The 16924-nt window shown below is 43.4% G+C and carries 15 protein-coding genes; 3 read left to right on the top strand and 12 right to left on the bottom strand.

The features are described from left to right. Positions 1-367: 367 nt before the first annotated feature. The 7 genes from DW862_RS10935 to dnaN form a co-directional block, all read right to left on the bottom strand. Positions 368-1312 (bottom strand): site-specific integrase, encoded by a 945-nt coding sequence (locus DW862_RS10935; RefSeq protein WP_055236387.1) that lies wholly within the window; start codon positions 1310-1312, stop codon positions 368-370. 370 nt (positions 1313-1682) lie between these two features. Beyond that, entirely contained in the window at positions 1683-3389 is a 1707-nt protein-coding gene (locus tag DW862_RS10930) for a serine protease (RefSeq protein ID WP_087318266.1), read from the bottom strand. A gap of 1 nt (position 3390) precedes the next feature. Beyond that, positions 3391-4134, bottom strand: coding sequence for a 23S rRNA (guanosine(2251)-2'-O)-methyltransferase RlmB (gene rlmB / locus DW862_RS10925; RefSeq protein ID WP_004316861.1), 744 nt, complete (start codon positions 4132-4134; stop codon positions 3391-3393). A 102-nt stretch (positions 4135-4236) separates the two neighbouring features. Further along, on the bottom strand, positions 4237-5898 hold the full coding sequence (gene recN / locus DW862_RS10920; protein ID WP_120068126.1) for a DNA repair protein RecN: 1662 nt from the start codon (positions 5896-5898) through the stop codon (positions 4237-4239). Positions 5899-5924: 26 nt separating this feature from the next. After that, a complete protein-coding gene (gene coaBC, locus DW862_RS10915) occupies positions 5925-7133 on the bottom strand; it encodes a bifunctional phosphopantothenoylcysteine decarboxylase/phosphopantothenate--cysteine ligase CoaBC (protein ID WP_120068123.1) in 1209 nt (402 codons plus the stop codon). Then, on the bottom strand, positions 7133-7912 hold the full coding sequence (locus tag DW862_RS10910; RefSeq protein WP_120068120.1) for a 3'-5' exonuclease: 780 nt from the start codon (positions 7910-7912) through the stop codon (positions 7133-7135). Before DW862_RS10910 ends, coaBC begins: the two co-directional genes overlap by 1 nt. A gap of 112 nt (positions 7913-8024) precedes the next feature. Further along, positions 8025-9149: a DNA polymerase III subunit beta gene (dnaN, locus tag DW862_RS10905; RefSeq protein ID WP_004316865.1), complete on the bottom strand. Its 1125-nt coding sequence runs from the start codon at positions 9147-9149 to the stop codon at positions 8025-8027. Between the two features lie 154 nt (positions 9150-9303). On the opposite strand from dnaN, the gene DW862_RS10900 reads away from it, so the two are divergent. Beyond that, complete coding sequence (locus tag DW862_RS10900) at positions 9304-9678, top strand: DUF3127 domain-containing protein (protein WP_004316866.1); 375 nt, start codon at positions 9304-9306, stop codon at positions 9676-9678. 302 nt (positions 9679-9980) lie between these two features. Continuing rightward, positions 9981-10238: a hypothetical protein gene (locus tag DW862_RS10895; RefSeq protein ID WP_225450302.1), complete on the top strand. Its 258-nt coding sequence runs from the start codon at positions 9981-9983 to the stop codon at positions 10236-10238. Here the strand turns inward: DW862_RS10895 and DW862_RS10890 are convergent. The 5 genes from DW862_RS10890 to DW862_RS10870 form a co-directional block, all read right to left on the bottom strand. Continuing rightward, positions 10175-11749: a DUF3352 domain-containing protein gene (locus tag DW862_RS10890; RefSeq protein ID WP_120068116.1), complete on the bottom strand. Its 1575-nt coding sequence runs from the start codon at positions 11747-11749 to the stop codon at positions 10175-10177. The genes DW862_RS10895 and DW862_RS10890 overlap by 64 nt on opposite strands. 83 nt (positions 11750-11832) lie before the next feature. After that, positions 11833-12591, bottom strand: coding sequence for an MBL fold metallo-hydrolase (locus DW862_RS10885; protein WP_120068113.1), 759 nt, complete (start codon positions 12589-12591; stop codon positions 11833-11835). A gap of 10 nt (positions 12592-12601) precedes the next feature. After that, positions 12602-13594, bottom strand: coding sequence for a UDP-N-acetylmuramate dehydrogenase (gene murB / locus DW862_RS10880; protein WP_015532883.1), 993 nt, complete (start codon positions 13592-13594; stop codon positions 12602-12604). A gap of 101 nt (positions 13595-13695) precedes the next feature. Further along, the gene (locus DW862_RS10875) at positions 13696-14544 is read right to left on the bottom strand and encodes a DUF4348 domain-containing protein (RefSeq protein WP_004313653.1); all 849 of its coding nucleotides are present in this window, start codon (positions 14542-14544) and stop codon (positions 13696-13698) included. Continuing rightward, positions 14544-15497 (bottom strand): NAD-dependent epimerase/dehydratase family protein, encoded by a 954-nt coding sequence (locus tag DW862_RS10870; protein ID WP_004313654.1) that lies wholly within the window; start codon positions 15495-15497, stop codon positions 14544-14546. Before DW862_RS10870 ends, DW862_RS10875 begins: the two co-directional genes overlap by 1 nt. 136 nt (positions 15498-15633) lie before the next feature. On the opposite strand from DW862_RS10870, the gene kbl reads away from it, so the two are divergent. Continuing rightward, positions 15634-16827, top strand: a complete 1194-nt coding sequence (gene kbl / locus DW862_RS10865; protein WP_120068109.1) for a glycine C-acetyltransferase — start codon at positions 15634-15636, stop codon at positions 16825-16827. Positions 16828-16924: the final 97 nt, after the last annotated feature.

The raw sequence follows: 16924 nt of genomic DNA, 5'->3' as shown, positions 1-16924 counted from the left end.
TTAAAATCATATTTTTTTACCCCATGTGATTCCGTTACTTCTTAGGTAACGGATAACACACATATAGGATACACATAGCAGTAAAAAAAGGAAAAAAATCGATTATGAGGGAATATAAAAGCGGGTACCTAACATTCAATATAAGACTTTTTTGAATTTAGGTAATAAAAATCCCTTGAGCATGAAGACGTTATCTTTCATGTTCAGATAGATTCATGTTGCATATTTGAGAGAAAAAGGAAAAAAAGAAGTTTTTTGCTTGTTTGCTATTAATATTTTTACCTATCTTTGTAGCGAATATATTTCCGTTACCTAAGAAGTAACACCAGCATTAAGTCCCTAATCCATAATGCTTTAATAATATTAATCAGAACATTTTAAAACTACATACGTAAGAATAATTCAATTTATTAACCTTTGTTCTTTCTTCCAATTCGAAACCCTTTAAATATATCTGTGTTGTTTTAATAGATTTGTGCCCTAATGATTCGCTAATCATCTCGATAGGAACACCTCTGTACTTGGCAGTCGTAGCCCAAGAATGACGAAGCGTGTAAGACGTGACGGATGAAGATATCCTTAATTTTCTGGACAGGCTTTTCAAATCATTATTGAAACGTCTCAAGGCTGACTGATATTCACGATAAGCCTCCTCTTCATCTCTCTTATATGCTCCGCTTAATATCCGAAAAAGATAATCAGGATAATCGGGACTCCGCGCATCGGTTTTATTGTATAATCCCCCGATTGCATTGTGCGCTGACTCCAGCACTTCTATACTCATAGGAGTACCGGTCTTGAGACGGTTGTACTTTAAAAGACCTTGTTTCAAATTGGACTTTTCCAGATGGGCCAAATCAGAAAAAGGCATTCCACAAAACTGAAATAACAGATTGGCAATGGCCTGTGTCCGGCGAAGCTTTTCCGATTGAGGATCTTTGTTTAGTAACATGTGAAGTTCACCGATCGGGATGGCTTTCTTCTGACGTGTGTCTACCCCGGTAAATACATCCCGGAACAAGCCATGTACATAAGGAGCCTGATGCGTATCAACTCCGCGATTGTAGATACTACGAAGCATACGCATATACGTAGAAATCGTATTAGGCTTCAAACGGGAAGCCAACAGATAGTTGCTATACCTCTTTAGAGTTTCGCGGTTTATCCTACTAAACGTAATGGATTGGGTTCCACAAAACTGCGAAAAAGAACGAATAGCGTGTTTATACACGTGGGCAGTAGAATAACGCCCCTCTTGTCGCAAACAATCGATGTAATTGTTTGCACAAATAGTAAATCGATTTTTTTCCATAAATTATAACTTATCTCATAAGTGTTATTAAAAAACGTGCGGAATATAGTAAGATTATAGATAAAATGAATCACAATTTTAAATTTAGTCGCTGTTTTAGATGGAAAATCGAATAATTTCTAAAAAAAATAAGTGAAGCCATGCAGTATTTTCAATAAGCGTGCATTTAACTTATAAAAGAGGGGAAAAAGGGAAATCAAACCATATATCATTAAAACCTACAACCTGAGCTTAACAAGTGAAGTGGGGAAAAATAAAAAAGAGAGAGAGAGTTTTTTATACAACGTCCCCAAAAACGAGGAATCCCTGCCAATTTTCGAGTTGGCAGGGATTCATTTTTACTTATGTTGTTTTTCGAAGAGGTAATCTCTTACTTGCAGTATTTGGTAATCAGCTCATCTACATTCGGATCACCCAGTTCTTTCGCTTTCTTAAAGTTACCGCAAGCTTCATCTGTCTTCTTCAACTGTATCTGACAAAGTCCCAGTAAGCGGTAAGCCTCGGCATATTTAGGATCAGCCTTCAGTATATTATTCAAAATCTGAATAGCTTCTTCGTAACGTCCTACACGCAGGTTTACAACGGCATGTTCCGCCTGATAGGTCAGGTCTGTCGGATTCATTTCGATTGCTTTAACTATATCATCCAAGGCGCGTTGGAATTGGCGTGCTTTCAAAGCGGCCTGTTCGCGATAGTAATAGAATACGTCGTTCACTTCTCCTTTGACTGCTGTATGATAAGCATCATAATCGAGCATTGCATTCCGTGGCTGGCCGGCATTCATGTTCATCTGCGCACGTTCCAACAAATATGGAGCAAAATCTGCTGTGATCGGTTGCGGGCAACGGGCAATACAGCTATCCATTAAAGCTACGACTTCTTTCGGGTCACCTTTCGCCAGTTCCTTCGTCTTGGCAGCACTAAAGAAAGTGGCCGGAGAAGCAATGTTGCTGGCATTTACCTTTTCATAAGCTGCCAAAGCGCCGGCATAATCTTGCTGGGCAAACAGTATATCGCCTTCCATTTGAATATAAATAGGCAGCGGATCAATGGCGATTGCCTGACGAACATTCTGCAAAGCAGTGTCATACGTCCAATCTTTATACGTTTTTTCCGGCTTCGACAATTGATAAGCATACATCAGCTTACCTATATTATAATATACATCATCTTTTTTCTGGGCTACTTTCAAAGCCTGATTAAAGTCGGCAACTGCTTTATCATACCAAGTCTGGTCGTCCTTACCTTTAGCTGCATAATAATTGGCACGACGAAGATAACCATCCGCATTAGCAGGGAACTGACGGATGAAATCATCCAACAGCTTCTCGTAATCGTCGCCCGACAGGCTCGAAGATGCCATAAACAAGTACACTAATGCTTGGTCTTCCGTTTCGGGCAGGCCTTTCCGGATGCCAATCTTTTTCAAAGCAGCGTCTCCCAAAGAAAGAGCACTGATTTTCTGTGACATGGCAAAAGCTGCTCCTGCCGCGTAGCAAGTGGTCACCGTATCGATGCCGGATGATTTCTGCGCAATACCAAATACCTGACCTTCAGCGTTCATCACCGGACAGCTCACCATCTTATCTTTCATCTGCATACCCAATGTATAGTAATGATATTCTCCGGCTACTTTGGAGACATCTTTCACTTTACCAGTAACGCAAGCAATACTTTTCTGTGTAGAATAAGGAAGCATCCACGCATCGGCTCCCACTGCCGGAGCTGTTTTAGCCACAATGAGCGCAGGCACTTTCTTCTCGGTGATAGCCACACGGAACTTAATGACATCATACATATCATTCGCTCCAAGTATCAGGCTGACCGGCATCTGCTTGCCTTCGGAAGTGATAACCACTGCACGTTCGGCTCCTTTAAAAAGAGTATAATCTGATAAAGCCAATCCATCTTCGGATACAAAAAATCCGTTTCCGGTATTCAGCATTTTATCATTCTTGTCATAAGTCACCACAGAGAAGACTGCACGTTTTGCCTTCTCTACCCATTTGGGAGTTTGCGCCATGCTTCCCTGTATCAGGAAGAAAAGCAGCAAAGGTAGAATTAAAATCTTCTTCATATCAATCATTATTTCTTTGTTTCACAGCTTCGTAAACCAGGATACCGGCAGCCACGGAAACATTCAGAGATTCGATGGTGCCCAGCATCGGGATTTTCACCCATTCGTCGCAGAGCGCAAGGTTTTCATAAGAAACTCCCGTATCTTCCGCTCCCATAATGATGCACAGCGGTCCTGTATAATCGGCTTTTGTATAGTCGTAATCTCCCTTCTCGGTAGCAGCTACAATACGGAAACCACTGTCTTTCAGATATTGCAGCGTTGAACGGAGGTTCTGCTCACGACACACAGGCAGCGTGTGCAGCGCTCCTGCCGATGTTTTCACGGCATCAGCATTGACAGACGCACTCCCGCGGACAGGAATAATCACTGCATCGACAGCTGCACATTCGCAGGTACGGGCAATGGCTCCGAAATTACGTACATCGGTCACTCCGTCCAGCATAACAAAAAACGGATTCTTCCCTTGTTCGAACAAGAAAGGAACAAGATCTTCCGTTTTCTGATAAGTCACAGAAGAAATGAAAGCAATCACTCCCTGATGATTTTTCCGGGTAATGCGGTTAATACGTTCTACCGGAACACGCTGAACCGGTATCATCAACCCTTTCAAAGCAGCAAACAGTTCTTTGGAAAGATCACTCTGAATGTCTTTCTTTACCAGAATTTTATCAATCTCTTTACCTGCCTGAATGGCTTCTATCACGGCACGAACACCGAAAATCATTTCACTTTTATCCAACATCTATTTGATCTACTATTTTACTATTTACAATTTACTACTTATCAGTTACCGCTTAACAATTCACTACCTCAACTACTTTGAATGAATCAATTTAGCCATTAATTACTTAGCATCAAGCAGGGATTTGGCATTGCTAAGGGCGGCCTCGGTCAGAGTGGCGCCACTAAGCATGTGAGCTATTTCCTCTACTCGTTCTTCATCGGTGAGACGGCGGATATGACTGTTTGTTTCCGTATCGCTGTCTTTCTTATATACTTTATAATGTGCACGTCCGCGGGCAGCAATCTGCGGCAAGTGGGTGATGCTGATTACCTGACGGTTCCGGTCACCCATTTCCTGCATCATGTCCGCCATGCGGTCGGCTATTTCACCGGAGACACCGGTATCTATTTCATCAAATACGATAGTCGGCAGTTTCACGGCTCCGGCAATCAATGCTTTGATAGAAAGCATAACACGGGCAATTTCACCTCCCGAAGCTACGGAAGAGATATTTTGCAAGGTACCGTTCTTATTGGCAGAAAACAGGAAGTTGACTGTATCTTCTCCTTGCAATCCCGGCTCTTTCTTCAGTCCCATTTCGATCTGGAAACGAACATTCGGCATCCCCAACGGAATCAAGCGGGCGGCCAATTGCTTTTCCACTTCACGCGCAGCTTTCGTACGGGCTTTGGTGAGCAGTTCTGCTTGTTGTTTCACTTGCTTATATTGTTCCTCTTTACGAACGGTCAGCTCGGCAATACGCTCATCGTATGAAGTAATGTCGGACAATTTGCTACGATATTCATCCGTCAACGCTATCAACTCGTCAAGAGTCTGTGCCCGGTGTTTCTGTTGCAGGGAATAAATCAGATTCAGCCGTTCGTTCACTTCTTCCAGGCGAACCGGATTAAATTCAACGGAATCACTTTGCGAAGAGACTTCGTGCGAAATATCTTTCAATTCGATATAGGCACTTTCCATACGTTCGGTAAGTTCCTTAGCAGGCTGATAGACTTTTTGCAGGCTATTCAGCGTATTCAGACTATCTTTCAGGTAAGAAAGCAATCCGCCTTCATCCGAGACAAATGACTGTTCTACCCGGTAAAGTCCGGCTTTAATCTCCTCCGCATGACTTAATGTTTCGGCTTCCTGCTCCAGTTCCTCCTGCTCGCCTTCCACAAGATGGGCTTCTTCGAGCTGTTCAAGTTGGAAACGGATATAATCTTCATCAGAACGGCTTTTCTCTGCCAGTGACATTAATTCAGCCAGTTCGCGTTCTGTCTGCTTCCATTCGCCATAACGCAGATGGTATTTCTCCAATGCTGCATCATTATGTGCCAGAATATCAAGCACGTTCAACTGGAATCCTTCTTTATTAAGTAACAGATTCTGATGTTGAGAATGTACATCTATCAATTGTTCGCCCAGCTCTTTCATTTGTGCCAGTGAAGCGGGAGTATCATTGATGAATGCTCTGCTTTTGCCGGAAGCCTGTACCTCACGACGCAAAATACACTCTTCATCATATTCCAATTCGTTTTCTTCAAAAAACGGACGCATACCGTAGGCAGCAATATCGAACCGTGCCTCTATAATACATTTGGAAGCTCCGCGACGAATCGCTTTCACATCGGCACGCTGCCCCAGCAGGAGCCCGATCGCTCCCAGAATAATTGATTTCCCGGCTCCCGTTTCACCTGTTATAACGGAAAAGCCTGTTTCAAAACTGATATCCAGTTTTTCTATCAATGCGTAATTCTGAATGTATAGTGAACGTAACAAATTAATTAAAAATTAAAATTTGAAAATTAAAAATTGGGAGACAGGGTGGCTACCAGACGATCAATGATGTCTTGAGCTACTTCCGTTTTCGACTTCAGAGGATAGTCTGTACGACCTTTCCTGTCGATTATACTTATCTTATTGGTATCATGGCGGAAACCGGCTCCTGCATCATTCAACGAGTTGAGCACGATAAAATCGAAGTTCTTGCGTTCGAGCTTTCCTTCGGCATTCTGCTGCTCATTATTGGTTTCGAGCGCAAAGCCAACCAGGCATTGTTGTTTTCTTTTTATGGCTCCTAAAGAGGCAGCAATATCTTGTGTTGCCTGAAGATGCAGGGTCAGTTCTTCTTCTTTTTCCCGCTTAATCTTCTTATCGGCTACCGTTGCCGGACGATAGTCGGCTACTGCCGCACAAAGAATACCTGCATCAGCATCCGGAAAATGAGTCTGTGCTGCTTTGTACATTTCTTCAGCAGATTCGACATTGACACGGATGATACCAGAATGTTGCGTTTTGAGTTGCACAGGGCCTGTAATCAAGGTCACTTGTGCTCCGCGACGGGCACATTCTTCTGCCAACGCGAATCCCATCTTTCCGGACGAATAATTGCCGATGAAACGCACCGGGTCAATCTTTTCGTAAGTCGGTCCGGCGGTAATCATCACTTTCTTTCCGGACAGTTCGTCACTCGAAGCAAAGAATTCATCCAATACCCGGATGATATTCTCCGGCTCTTCCATTCGCCCCTTCCCTACTAGATGGCTGGCTAGTTCTCCTGTCCCCGGCTCGATAATATGATTACCATAGGAACGCAGAATATCCAGATTTTTCTGGGTGGCAGGATGAGCAAACATATCGAGGTCCATTGCCGGAGCAACAAACACGGGAGCTTTTGCTGAAAGATAAGTGGTTATCAGCATATTGTCGGCTATTCCGTTGGCCATTTTACCGATGGTAGAGGCAGTGGCCGGCGCAATCAATACGGCATCCGCCCATAAACCGAGATCGACATGGCTGTTCCACGTTCCGTCACGTTGGGCAAAAAACTCACTGATGACCGGTTTACTGGTCAAAGCCGAAAGAGTGATCGGAGTAATAAATTCTTTTCCCGCCGGAGTAATTACGACCTGCACTTCCGCTCCTTGTTTTATCAGTCCGCGAATGATATAGCACGCCTTATACGCGGCAATACTGCCGGTAATTCCAAGAATTATTTTCTTTCCTTTTAGCATTATTTTGTAATCAAATTACTCATTTCACGCAAGCGGATTTTTGTCAATGCCGCCTTGGTGTTCAGCGTGAAATCACTATTCAAAATCCAACTGTAATATCCGGGATCTTTCTTCAAAACCTCGGCAACAGACATTCCCTTATATTTTCCGAAGTTGAACACTTCTACTCCGTTATCATCGTACACCATGCGTCCGGCAAAATCGACATTCTTGCTGAAACTTGAATAATCTGCCAGGAACGCAATATCATTCTGAAGATCGGAGTAACGGTCGAGCTGTGCTTTCAGCACTTCGTACGTAGCTCGTGTATCTGCTTCGGCAGTGTGTGCATCTTCCAAATTCTTGTCGCAATAGAACTTGTAGGCAGCAGACAGGGTGCGTTGTTCCATTTTGTGGAAGATGACCTGTACGTCTACAAATTTACGTTTTGTCATATCAATATCCACTCCGGCACGAAGAAATTCTTCGGCAAGGACAGGAATATCAAAACGATTGGAATTAAATCCTGCCAAATCGCAACCTTCAATGTCCCTGGCTATGTTTTTCGCTACTTCTTTAAAAGTAGGACAATCTGCTACGTCGGCATCATAAATACCATGTATAACAGAGGATGCTTCCGGAATATGCATTTCAGGATTGATACGTAATGTCTTTGCTTCTTCATTTCCATTCGGATATACTTTCAGATAGCAGATTTCAACAATTCGGTCTGTGTTGATATTGGTTCCTGTTGTTTCTAAATCAAAGAAAACAATGGGATTTTTCAGGTTTAATTTCATTTCTGTTTATTTTATTGAGTCACCACAGAGGACGCAGAGGACACAGAGGGTTATTTAATAAATATTCAAATTTATCCTCTGTGTCCTCTGCGTCCTCTGTGGTGAATTAACATTAATCATTTAGCATCATCGGCATCAGCAGCATCAGCAAGTCTTCGTTTTCTTCCTGCTCTACCGGGATGATTACTCCGGCACGTGAAGGATCTGCAAGTTCGATGACTACTTCATCTGCCGAAATATTGTTCAGTATGTCGATGAGGAATGTCGATTTAAAACCGATACTCATTGCAGCACCTGCATACTGGCAAACTTGTGTTTCTTCGGCAGAAGTAGAGAAATCAATATCTTGTGCGGAAATCACAATCTGGTTTTCCTGCATACGAAGTTTAATCAAACTGCTGGCTTGTGACGAGAAGATAGACACACGGCGCAAAGCTCCTACCAACTGTTGGCGGTCTACGGTTACTTTGTGCGGGTTGTTTTGCGGAATTACCGAGTTGTAGTTCGGGTAACGTCCTTCAATCAGGCGGCAAACCATCCGGTAGCTTTCAAGCATGAATACAGCGTTGCGTTCGTCAAATTCGATGGTCACTGCGCCTTGTTCTTTCGGCAAAAGATTCTTTAGCAATGTAGCCGGTTTCTTTGGAAGGATGAAGGCTGCACGCTCGTTGCCTTTGGCTGCCAACGTTTTACAACGCACCAGTTTATGACCGTCCGAAGCAACCATTGTAATGTCTTCTGTTGTAATATCGAAATAAATACCGTTCATCACCGGACGAAGTTCATCATCGGCAGTAGCAAACACCGAACGGTTGATACCTCCCAGAAGTACGCTTGCTTCCATTTCCACGCGGACAGCATTATCCCCCAGTGTAGCCGATTGCGGGAATTCATCCGCATTCTGCCCCATCAGGCTGTATTTTCCGTTCTGGTACTGCACCGTTATTTCATAATTATCCGGATTGATATCGAATGTGAGTGGTTGTTCCGGAATTTCTTTCAGTGCGTCAAGCAATGTTTTCGCTACTACGGCAAAACGCCCGTTCGTATCGCTTTCATTCACTTCTACGGTAGTCACCATCGTTGTTTCACTGTCGGATACAGTCACAGATAATGTTCCGTCTTCCAATTCGAAGAGGAAACAATCGAGAATTGGCAGCGCATTTTTTGAATTAATAACACGGCTGATGGCCTGTAAATGGCTGGAAAGAGCAGTACTTGAAACGATAAATTTCATATATTTTCGTGTATTTAAGTTTTAAATGTTCTATCGCACAAAGTTACGAAAAAAGATTTGGGCTGCCCAATAAAAACAAAAGAAAAAAACAGGTATTGTGCGAGGGATATTACTAAAAAATTGTAACTTCGCCGCAGAATTTAAAATTATCGCAATGGAATTTACAGGAAAAATCATCGCTATCCTCCCCCCGAGAGGCGGAGTTTCAAAAACTAGCGGCAACGAGTGGAAATCACAAGAGTACGTTATCGAAAACCACGACCAATATCCGCGCAAAATGTGCTTCGACGTATTTGGCGCAGACAAAATCGAGCAGTTCAACATTCAAATGGGCGAAGAATTGACTGTATCATTCGACGTTGACGCCCGTCAGTGGAATGATCGCTGGTTCAATAGTATCCGCGCATGGAAAGTAGAGCGTGTTAGCACAGGTGCTCCAATGGCTTCCGGTTCTCCCGTTCCTCCTCCAGCTCCGTCGGCTATGCCGGAATTTACTCCGGGCGATGCCAAAGACGATCTGCCATTCTAAACCGAAAGTCATTCGTTCGATGAATAAGCATAAAAAACTCCCGATAGGATTAAACTCCATCGGGAGTTTTTTTTATCTCCTTTTCTCCCGAAAAAAAACAAATCTTTTTCTTCTTCTTTTTCATCTTCAGAAGAAGAAGTTTTTTTATTTATTTCTTTGTTTATAATGGGGGATGAATTTTTCTGTATATTTTACGTATTTCCTGTGAATTTTTCTGCATATTTTACAGATTCAAATGTTAAAATCACTCATAATAAGCTGACCATAGGACTATTATAAGCACACATATAAAAACGGCAAAAATGCAAAAAGAAAAAAAACAAAAAGGCGTTTCTCCAAAAGCAGAACGCACACAAAAAAGTATGGGTCAATGGAGCAAAAAAAACGATAAACAGCATCTTGAAAATGTATGGAGGAAGCAGGCAAAGTTTATGGATAATCCAGCCAAAAGCTATGGAGGTTTTCAGAAAAATGATCGCAGACAAACGATGATTTTTTATTCTGATTTATATTTCAAAACAATATTAGGATATACCATTCCGTCTGCACAGGCAAACTGAACAAAGAGGGTGAAATGACGGAAGAAGTCGGCGTTGCGCAGAAAGAAATCCGGTACAAAACGAACGTGATTTTCTGATTGTTGGAATATGTGGTCGAAATCCGCCATCAGCATAAAATGGTAGGAATCGGACAAATGATCCATGCCTGTCTGATAGGCCATCGCTCCATTGAGCACCTCACCTTTATCCAGCTGGCGAATATAATGCGCGAGAGCATCCGCATCAGGAGCGAGCAACAAACGCCCGCCATAGAAGGCTGCATATACATCCAAGGTTGGTTCCGCAAAACTGGTTAGTTGTTCAAACAATGTTGTTTGAGGCAACCGATAGATAGGATATGCTTTATTTACAGTATAACAAAAAGTTATACGCGGATTTCTTCTTCCTTCGTCCGCCGAAGCGGCATTAACAAGGGCACGAAGCATTCGCTCGGCTTCCGTTACATCTGCCACCGACAGGCTCAAGACTGCCGCTGCACCCTGCAAAGTATCTTCACGCTGAAAGAGACAGGCAACCAAATCCTGCCCGGCATTTTCCATCAGATAGCGTGAAAACTCTTTATCCCTATTTTGCACTTCACTCGTGCGGGCAGGCACGCTCTGTCCTTGGGCATTTCCATAAGAAAGTAGAGACACCCAGTCCGTAATCCCTTGCCTGCTAAAATAGAAAGCAGTAGACGGCAACACTTCTCCCGGAAATCCCTTGACGGATTGTTGCTGGCGAAGCTGGTTTATAAACGCAAAGCAAGTGTCTGCATCGTGAGTGATGCCGGAGAAATAGATGAAATCATCTTTCATTTTCATGTCAAATTCCGTCCATCCCATCATCCCTTGCATACGGGTATAGATGGTAGCGGCCGCCGCACTTTTTTTCGGAGCACGTATTCCTGTAAAGGTAGAATCATCAGCCAACGATTTTCCACTTTTATACGCATCAATAACGTTTTCAATCAGTTTTTTCTGAAAGCTCAATGCCATAAAATCGGATGTCAGATAGCAGGCTAGAAAATCACCGTCCGCCATGGGATAAATAATTATCTCTTCTCCTTTGTAAATAAATGTTTTCGGCGGATAAAGTGAGGATATATATTTGCGTAAAAATCTGTTTACCAACTCCTTATCTCCATTTCCCAATCTGCAATAGAGCACTTGATTACGTTCGTTATCCGGCTCGTGGAAACTAATCAACATTTGATTCATTTGCCGGCTTAAACCGTGGGGAGTATCTTCTGAAAGGGCGTAAAGGCTCTGTTTCAGATAAGAAAAGAGCTTGGATACATAAAGATATTGCTGATTTTTACTGCAAGTCAGCTCATCGACTTCTGCTACAAATTCGAGCACGTCATCAGTAACGAATACGGCTGAAGTTGTGGATGGCACCAGTTCATAAAGATTAAAGTCTTTCTGCCCTTCAGCTGCTGACAGTCTAAAAAAAGAGTACAATGCGAAACCTGAGCACAAAAGTACAACAGAAGATGTGATCGCTATTTTCACTATCGTACGAAGTTTCATAATATTCGCTGTTTATCGGCCAGGTGCAAAAATAATAATTTCTACAAAGAAAACAAAACTTTTGCTAAAAATTTCACCGATAATCAAACATGGATATCCAATCCGTCGAACGCCAGGTGAATATTTTCCGGAAGGTTCTTTTCAACCTCCGCATGTAAGCCCATATCATGACTCATGTGTATAAAGTATGTCTTCTTTGCCTGAATACGCCGGGCCACCGCCAATGCTTCTTCCAAATTTTGGTGAGTAGGATGCGAGGCGATCCGAAGCGCATTCATTACCAAAACATCTATTCCTGCCAATTGTTCATAGGATTCTTCGGGCATGGTCAACATATCAGTGATATACCCCAACTGCCCGATACGATACCCCAGAATCGGCAGTCGGCCATGCATCACACGCAGAGGAAGCACTTCCGTGTGGTTTACAGCAAAGGATTGCCCCACCGAAATTTCTTGTAAAGGAATATCAGGAACACCCGGATAACGATGGTCGACAAAGCAATAGGGCATACGCAAACGCAATCCCTGCGCTACATAATCTTCCGCATAAATAGGCACGGAACCGAACCGGCAAAACGGACGTAAATCGTCCAGTCCGCCTACATGGTCATAATGTTCGTGCGTAATGAGCACACCATCTATCCTCTCAAAAGGGAGATGTAATACCTGTGTCCGGAAATCGGGACCACAATCTATCAGAATCCGCGCGTCATCTGTCTCCACAATAGCAGAGGCACGCAATCGATTATCTTTCGGATCGGAAGAAGTACAAACCGGACATGTACAGCCGATTTGAGGTACTCCCGTCGATGTTCCACTTCCTATAATTCTTACTTTCACTTGTTAATTCTCAATTTATAAAGTTGACTTCCGGATGGATATCAATACCGAACTTCTCACGAACAGAAGCTCGGACCGCATCTGAAAGTGCAATAATATCACTACCTTTTGCTCCGCCACGATTCACCAGCACCAGTGCTTGTTTATCATGCACAGCAGCCGGTCCCAAGGCTTTTCCTTTCCAACCACATTGGTCAATCATCCACCCTGCCGGAATTTTTACGCGGCCGTCGGCCAGCTCATAGTAGGGTATGCGGGGATATTCCTGTTGCAAGGCTTCCAGTTTTTCTTTCGGCACAATGGGGTTCATAAAGAAACTGCCGGCATTACCCATCACTTTCGGATCGGGCAGCTTGCTCTCGCGAATAGCAATAATCACTTTCCGGACAACAGAAAGTGTCAACGACGGATATTTTTCAAGCTCCTGACGAATGGTGCCATAGTCTAATGTATAATGTTCTTCTTTACTTAGCCGGAAACGGACATAAGTAACAAAAGCCGATTTGTTTTCCGAACGCTTAAAAATACTGTTGCGATAGGTATATCCACATTCACCAACTGAATAAACGCGTTCTTCAGCTTGAATGTTCACTGTTTCCACAGCCGTTATCAGATCTTTTACCTCAACGCCATAGGCTCCGATATTCTGTACTGCACTTGCCCCCACCTCACCGGGAATCAGCGACAGGTTCTCCGCTCCATACCATCCATGCTCTACACAATAAGCTACAAAGTCATCCCATACCACCCCTGCTCCCACTCGCACTGATACAGAGTGAGCATCTTCTTCCGTCACTTCGATTCCTTCAATGCGGGAATGCAATATCAACCCGTCGTAATCTTTGGTAAACAACAGGTTACTGCCACCACCAATATGCAAAAAAGGTGTCGTAACGGCACCTTGCACAATCAGCTTCTTCAGTTCTTCAACCGAAGTGTACTCTAAAAAACGAGCGGCACTGACATCAATACCGAATGTATTGTAGGGTAAAAGAGAATACATATATTTTTAATTATAAGTTATATCATTATTCGTTATAAGCCGGCAAATACTGTTATATCATTAACAGCAAGGCTATTTCTTGTAGCGTATTACTACCTGCATCAAATGCTTGTATCTTCAAACTTATACAATTCCCATTCCCCGGCTTTGCGACGGAAATAGAGGATATTGGAAAAACCATTACCGATACCTTTCAACGCCAGAATTTTCGTTGGCGAATCATCGTCATTCCGCTGCCCGTAATTGATATTAGAAAGACGATCGGCAGGAAGTCCCGGTTTAAAAGCGAACCACTGATTAAGATCGAGGGTGGTCTCCAGAATAGAGAAATCATCGTCCGGATCGGTGGTTACAAAAGCCAGAGGCTCACACACACGCTTACTCTGAAAAAGACTATCTGCGGCAAAGTGTCCGAAAAACTCCACGAAATTTTCATTATCATTTTGCTTAATGGGACGCAGATTAATTGCCTCCAGCATCCATGCACCTTTGATACGCTCAAAATAGTATTTCTTTACCATTCGTGTTTTCACAAACACCCATTCTACCTGTACGGAAGTGAGGGAGGTATCTCCTACTAAATCCATATCTTCTTCTCTATCAAACAGAAGCGTATAATAATGCTGTTTGGTAAACAAGTCATCATGCTTCCAGTTATGCTCCTCGATATTCGTTTTTTTATCTCCATTGTAGTAAGGCAACGGAAATTTCACACGCTGACGCTGCAACACGTCATCGGAAGCAAAATTGTAGATAAAATCATCGAAAGATTCATCTGCCTGTATAGGTTGCGGATCTTCCGGCGATTCATCACAGTGAATAGAATCGGCTACCCGCCGGATAGAATCCACTTCTTTTGTGATAGATGCGAAGGGGTCAATGTTTGTTTTCTTGTTTCCACAAGCACCCAGTATACCGAGCAACATGACCCCTACAATTAGTTTTTTCATTATTTTAGTTTCTCTCTTAACTTTTCAAGCATATCTACCGTCATGCTTTCCAAATCGTAGGCCGGCTTCCAGCCCCACTCTTCACGAGCGCAGGTGTCATCCAGACTATCGGGCCAGCTATCGGCAATGCGCTGTTTCAAAGGATCTATATCATAGATCATCTCAAACTGCGGCACATGCTTCCTGATAGCCTGATAAATCGTCTCCGGGTCGAAACTCATCGAGGCGATATTGAAAGCATTTCGGTGTATCAATTTTGTCGGATCAGCTTCCATCAGCGTAATTGCTGCGTTCAGCGCATCCGGCATGTACATCATATCCATCAAAGTGCCTTGCTTAATGGGGCACACAAATTTTTCTCCTTTCACTGCCGAGTAATAAATATCGACAGCATAATCGGTCGTACCTCCTCCCGGAGGGGTCACATTCGAAATAATGCCCGGAAAACGGACAGCACGGGTATCGACACCATATTTATTAAAATAATAATCACTTAGCAACTCGGTCGTTACCTTGGTGACTCCATACATGGTGCGCGGACGCTGAATAGTGTCCTGCGGTGTTTTCGTATGAGGCGTACTAGCGCCAAACGAACCGATAGAACTCGGAGTAAACACTGCACATCCTTGTTCGCGTGCCACTTCCAATACATTCCATAATCCATCGATACCTATTTTCCAGGCCAGCTTGGGCTTCGACTCGGCAACTACGGACAGCAGAGCAGCCAAATTATAAATTGTATCGATGTGATACTCTTTTACCACAGATGCAATCGCCTCTCCATCCGTTACATCAGCAATTGCTGACGGTCCGGACTCCTTTAATTCCCCTTTAGGCTCTGCACCCGGAATATAACCTGCTACTACATTTGCATTTCCGTAACGTTTACGTAGCTCCATCGTTAGCTCCGACCCTATCTGTCCGGTAGCTCCAATAATCAAAATGTGTTCCATTTTTTCTTCTGACTTAGAATATCAAGCTTAAATAGTGCGCAAAGTAAGCACTTTTTTTTCAGATTTTAATCAAAAAGACATTGTTATTCCAAGAAAAATTGTGTCCTTTGCAATATAACTTAATCACCCAAACACTATGTACGGTAAAATGCAAGAATATCTCTGCCAAACATTGGCTGAAATCAAGGAAGCCGGACTTTATAAAGAAGAACGACTGATTGAAAGTGCGCAGCAAGCTGCCATCACTGTAAAAGGTAAGGAAGTGCTGAACTTCTGCGCAAATAATTACTTAGGATTATCCAATCATCCCCGATTGATTAAGGCTTCGCAGGAAATGATGAATAACCGTGGCTACGGAATGTCGTCCGTCCGCTTCATTTGTGGAACGCAAGATATACACAAAGAACTGGAAGCTGCCATCTCGGAGTATTTCCAAACGGAAGACACGATCTTGTATGCTGCTTGTTTCGACGCCAACGGCGGTGTATTCGAACCGCTTTTCTCTGAAGAGGATGCCATCATCTCGGATTCTCTGAACCATGCTTCTATCATTGACGGAGTACGTCTTTGCAAGGCAAAGCGCTACCGTTATGCCAATGCTGACATGAAGGACTTGGAAAGATGTTTGCAAGAAGCGCAGGCACAACGTTTCCGTATTATTGTGACGGACGGTGTGTTCTCTATGGACGGCAATGTAGCTCCGATGGATCAGATTTGCGATCTTGCCGAGAAATACGATGCACTGGTAATGGTGGACGAGTCACACTCTGCCGGTGTGGTAGGTGCCACAGGGCATGGAGTAAGCGAGTTGTATAAGACTCATGGACGGGTAGATATTTATACCGGAACATTAGGTAAGGCTTTTGGCGGTGCACTGGGAGGTTTCACCACCGGTCGTAAAGAGATTATCGATTTGCTTCGTCAACGCAGCCGCCCGTATCTGTTCTCGAATTCTTTGGCTCCGGGCATCATTGGTGCCAGCCTTGAAGTTTTCAAGATGCTGAAAGAGAGCAATGCATTACATGATAAACTTGTTGAGAATGTAAACTACTTCCGCGATAAGATGACGGCTGCCGGATTTGATATCAAACCGACACAAAGCGCTATCTGTGCCGTTATGTTGTATGACGCGAAGTTATCCCAGATTTACGCTGCACGTATGCAGGAGGAAGGTATCTATGTGACAGGTTTCTATTATCCGGTAGTGCCGAAAGATCAGGCACGCATCCGTGTGCAAATCTCTGCAGGGCACGAGAAAGCACATCTTGACAAGTGCATCGCTGCCTTTATCAAGGTAGGCAAAGAGCTTAATGTGCTGAAAGCGGAATAACTCCGGGGCAAGGTTTACTCGCAGCATCCATTTTTAGGCACGGATTACACAGATTACGCTGTTGCTTTATGCAAGCATATTTCTAAAACCGTGAAAT

Source organism: Bacteroides sp. AM37-9, assembly GCF_003603455.1.
GTDB classification, from domain to species: Bacteria; Bacteroidota; Bacteroidia; order Bacteroidales; family Bacteroidaceae; genus Bacteroides; species Bacteroides xylanisolvens.
The sequence above is the reverse complement of the archived record's forward strand: the minus strand, read 5'-3'. Positions and strand labels throughout refer to the sequence as shown.

Bases quoted from the DNA above. Each gene is read 5' to 3' on its own strand.
- DW862_RS10935 (WP_055236387.1), bottom strand. From the start codon at position 1,312: ATGGAAAAAAATCGATTTACTATTTGTGCAAACAATTACATCGATTGT.
- DW862_RS10930 (WP_087318266.1), bottom strand. From the start codon at position 3,389: ATGAAGAAGATTTTAATTCTACCTTTGCTGCTTTTCTTCCTGATACAG.
- rlmB (WP_004316861.1), bottom strand. From the start codon at position 4,134: ATGTTGGATAAAAGTGAAATGATTTTCGGTGTTCGTGCCGTGATAGAA.
- coaBC (WP_120068123.1), bottom strand. From the start codon at position 7,133: ATGCTAAAAGGAAAGAAAATAATTCTTGGAATTACCGGCAGTATTGCC.
- DW862_RS10910 (WP_120068120.1), bottom strand. From the start codon at position 7,912: ATGAAATTAAACCTGAAAAATCCCATTGTTTTCTTTGATTTAGAAACA.
- dnaN (WP_004316865.1), bottom strand. From the start codon at position 9,149: ATGAAATTTATCGTTTCAAGTACTGCTCTTTCCAGCCATTTACAGGCC.
- DW862_RS10900 (WP_004316866.1), top strand. From the start codon at position 9,304: ATGGAATTTACAGGAAAAATCATCGCTATCCTCCCCCCGAGAGGCGGA.
- DW862_RS10895 (WP_225450302.1), top strand. From the start codon at position 9,981: ATGCAAAAAGAAAAAAAACAAAAAGGCGTTTCTCCAAAAGCAGAACGC.
- DW862_RS10890 (WP_120068116.1), bottom strand. From the start codon at position 11,749: ATGAAACTTCGTACGATAGTGAAAATAGCGATCACATCTTCTGTTGTA.
- murB (WP_015532883.1), bottom strand. From the start codon at position 13,594: ATGTATTCTCTTTTACCCTACAATACATTCGGTATTGATGTCAGTGCC.
- DW862_RS10875 (WP_004313653.1), bottom strand. From the start codon at position 14,544: ATGAAAAAACTAATTGTAGGGGTCATGTTGCTCGGTATACTGGGTGCT.
- DW862_RS10870 (WP_004313654.1), bottom strand. From the start codon at position 15,497: ATGGAACACATTTTGATTATTGGAGCTACCGGACAGATAGGGTCGGAG.
- kbl (WP_120068109.1), top strand. From the start codon at position 15,634: ATGTACGGTAAAATGCAAGAATATCTCTGCCAAACATTGGCTGAAATC.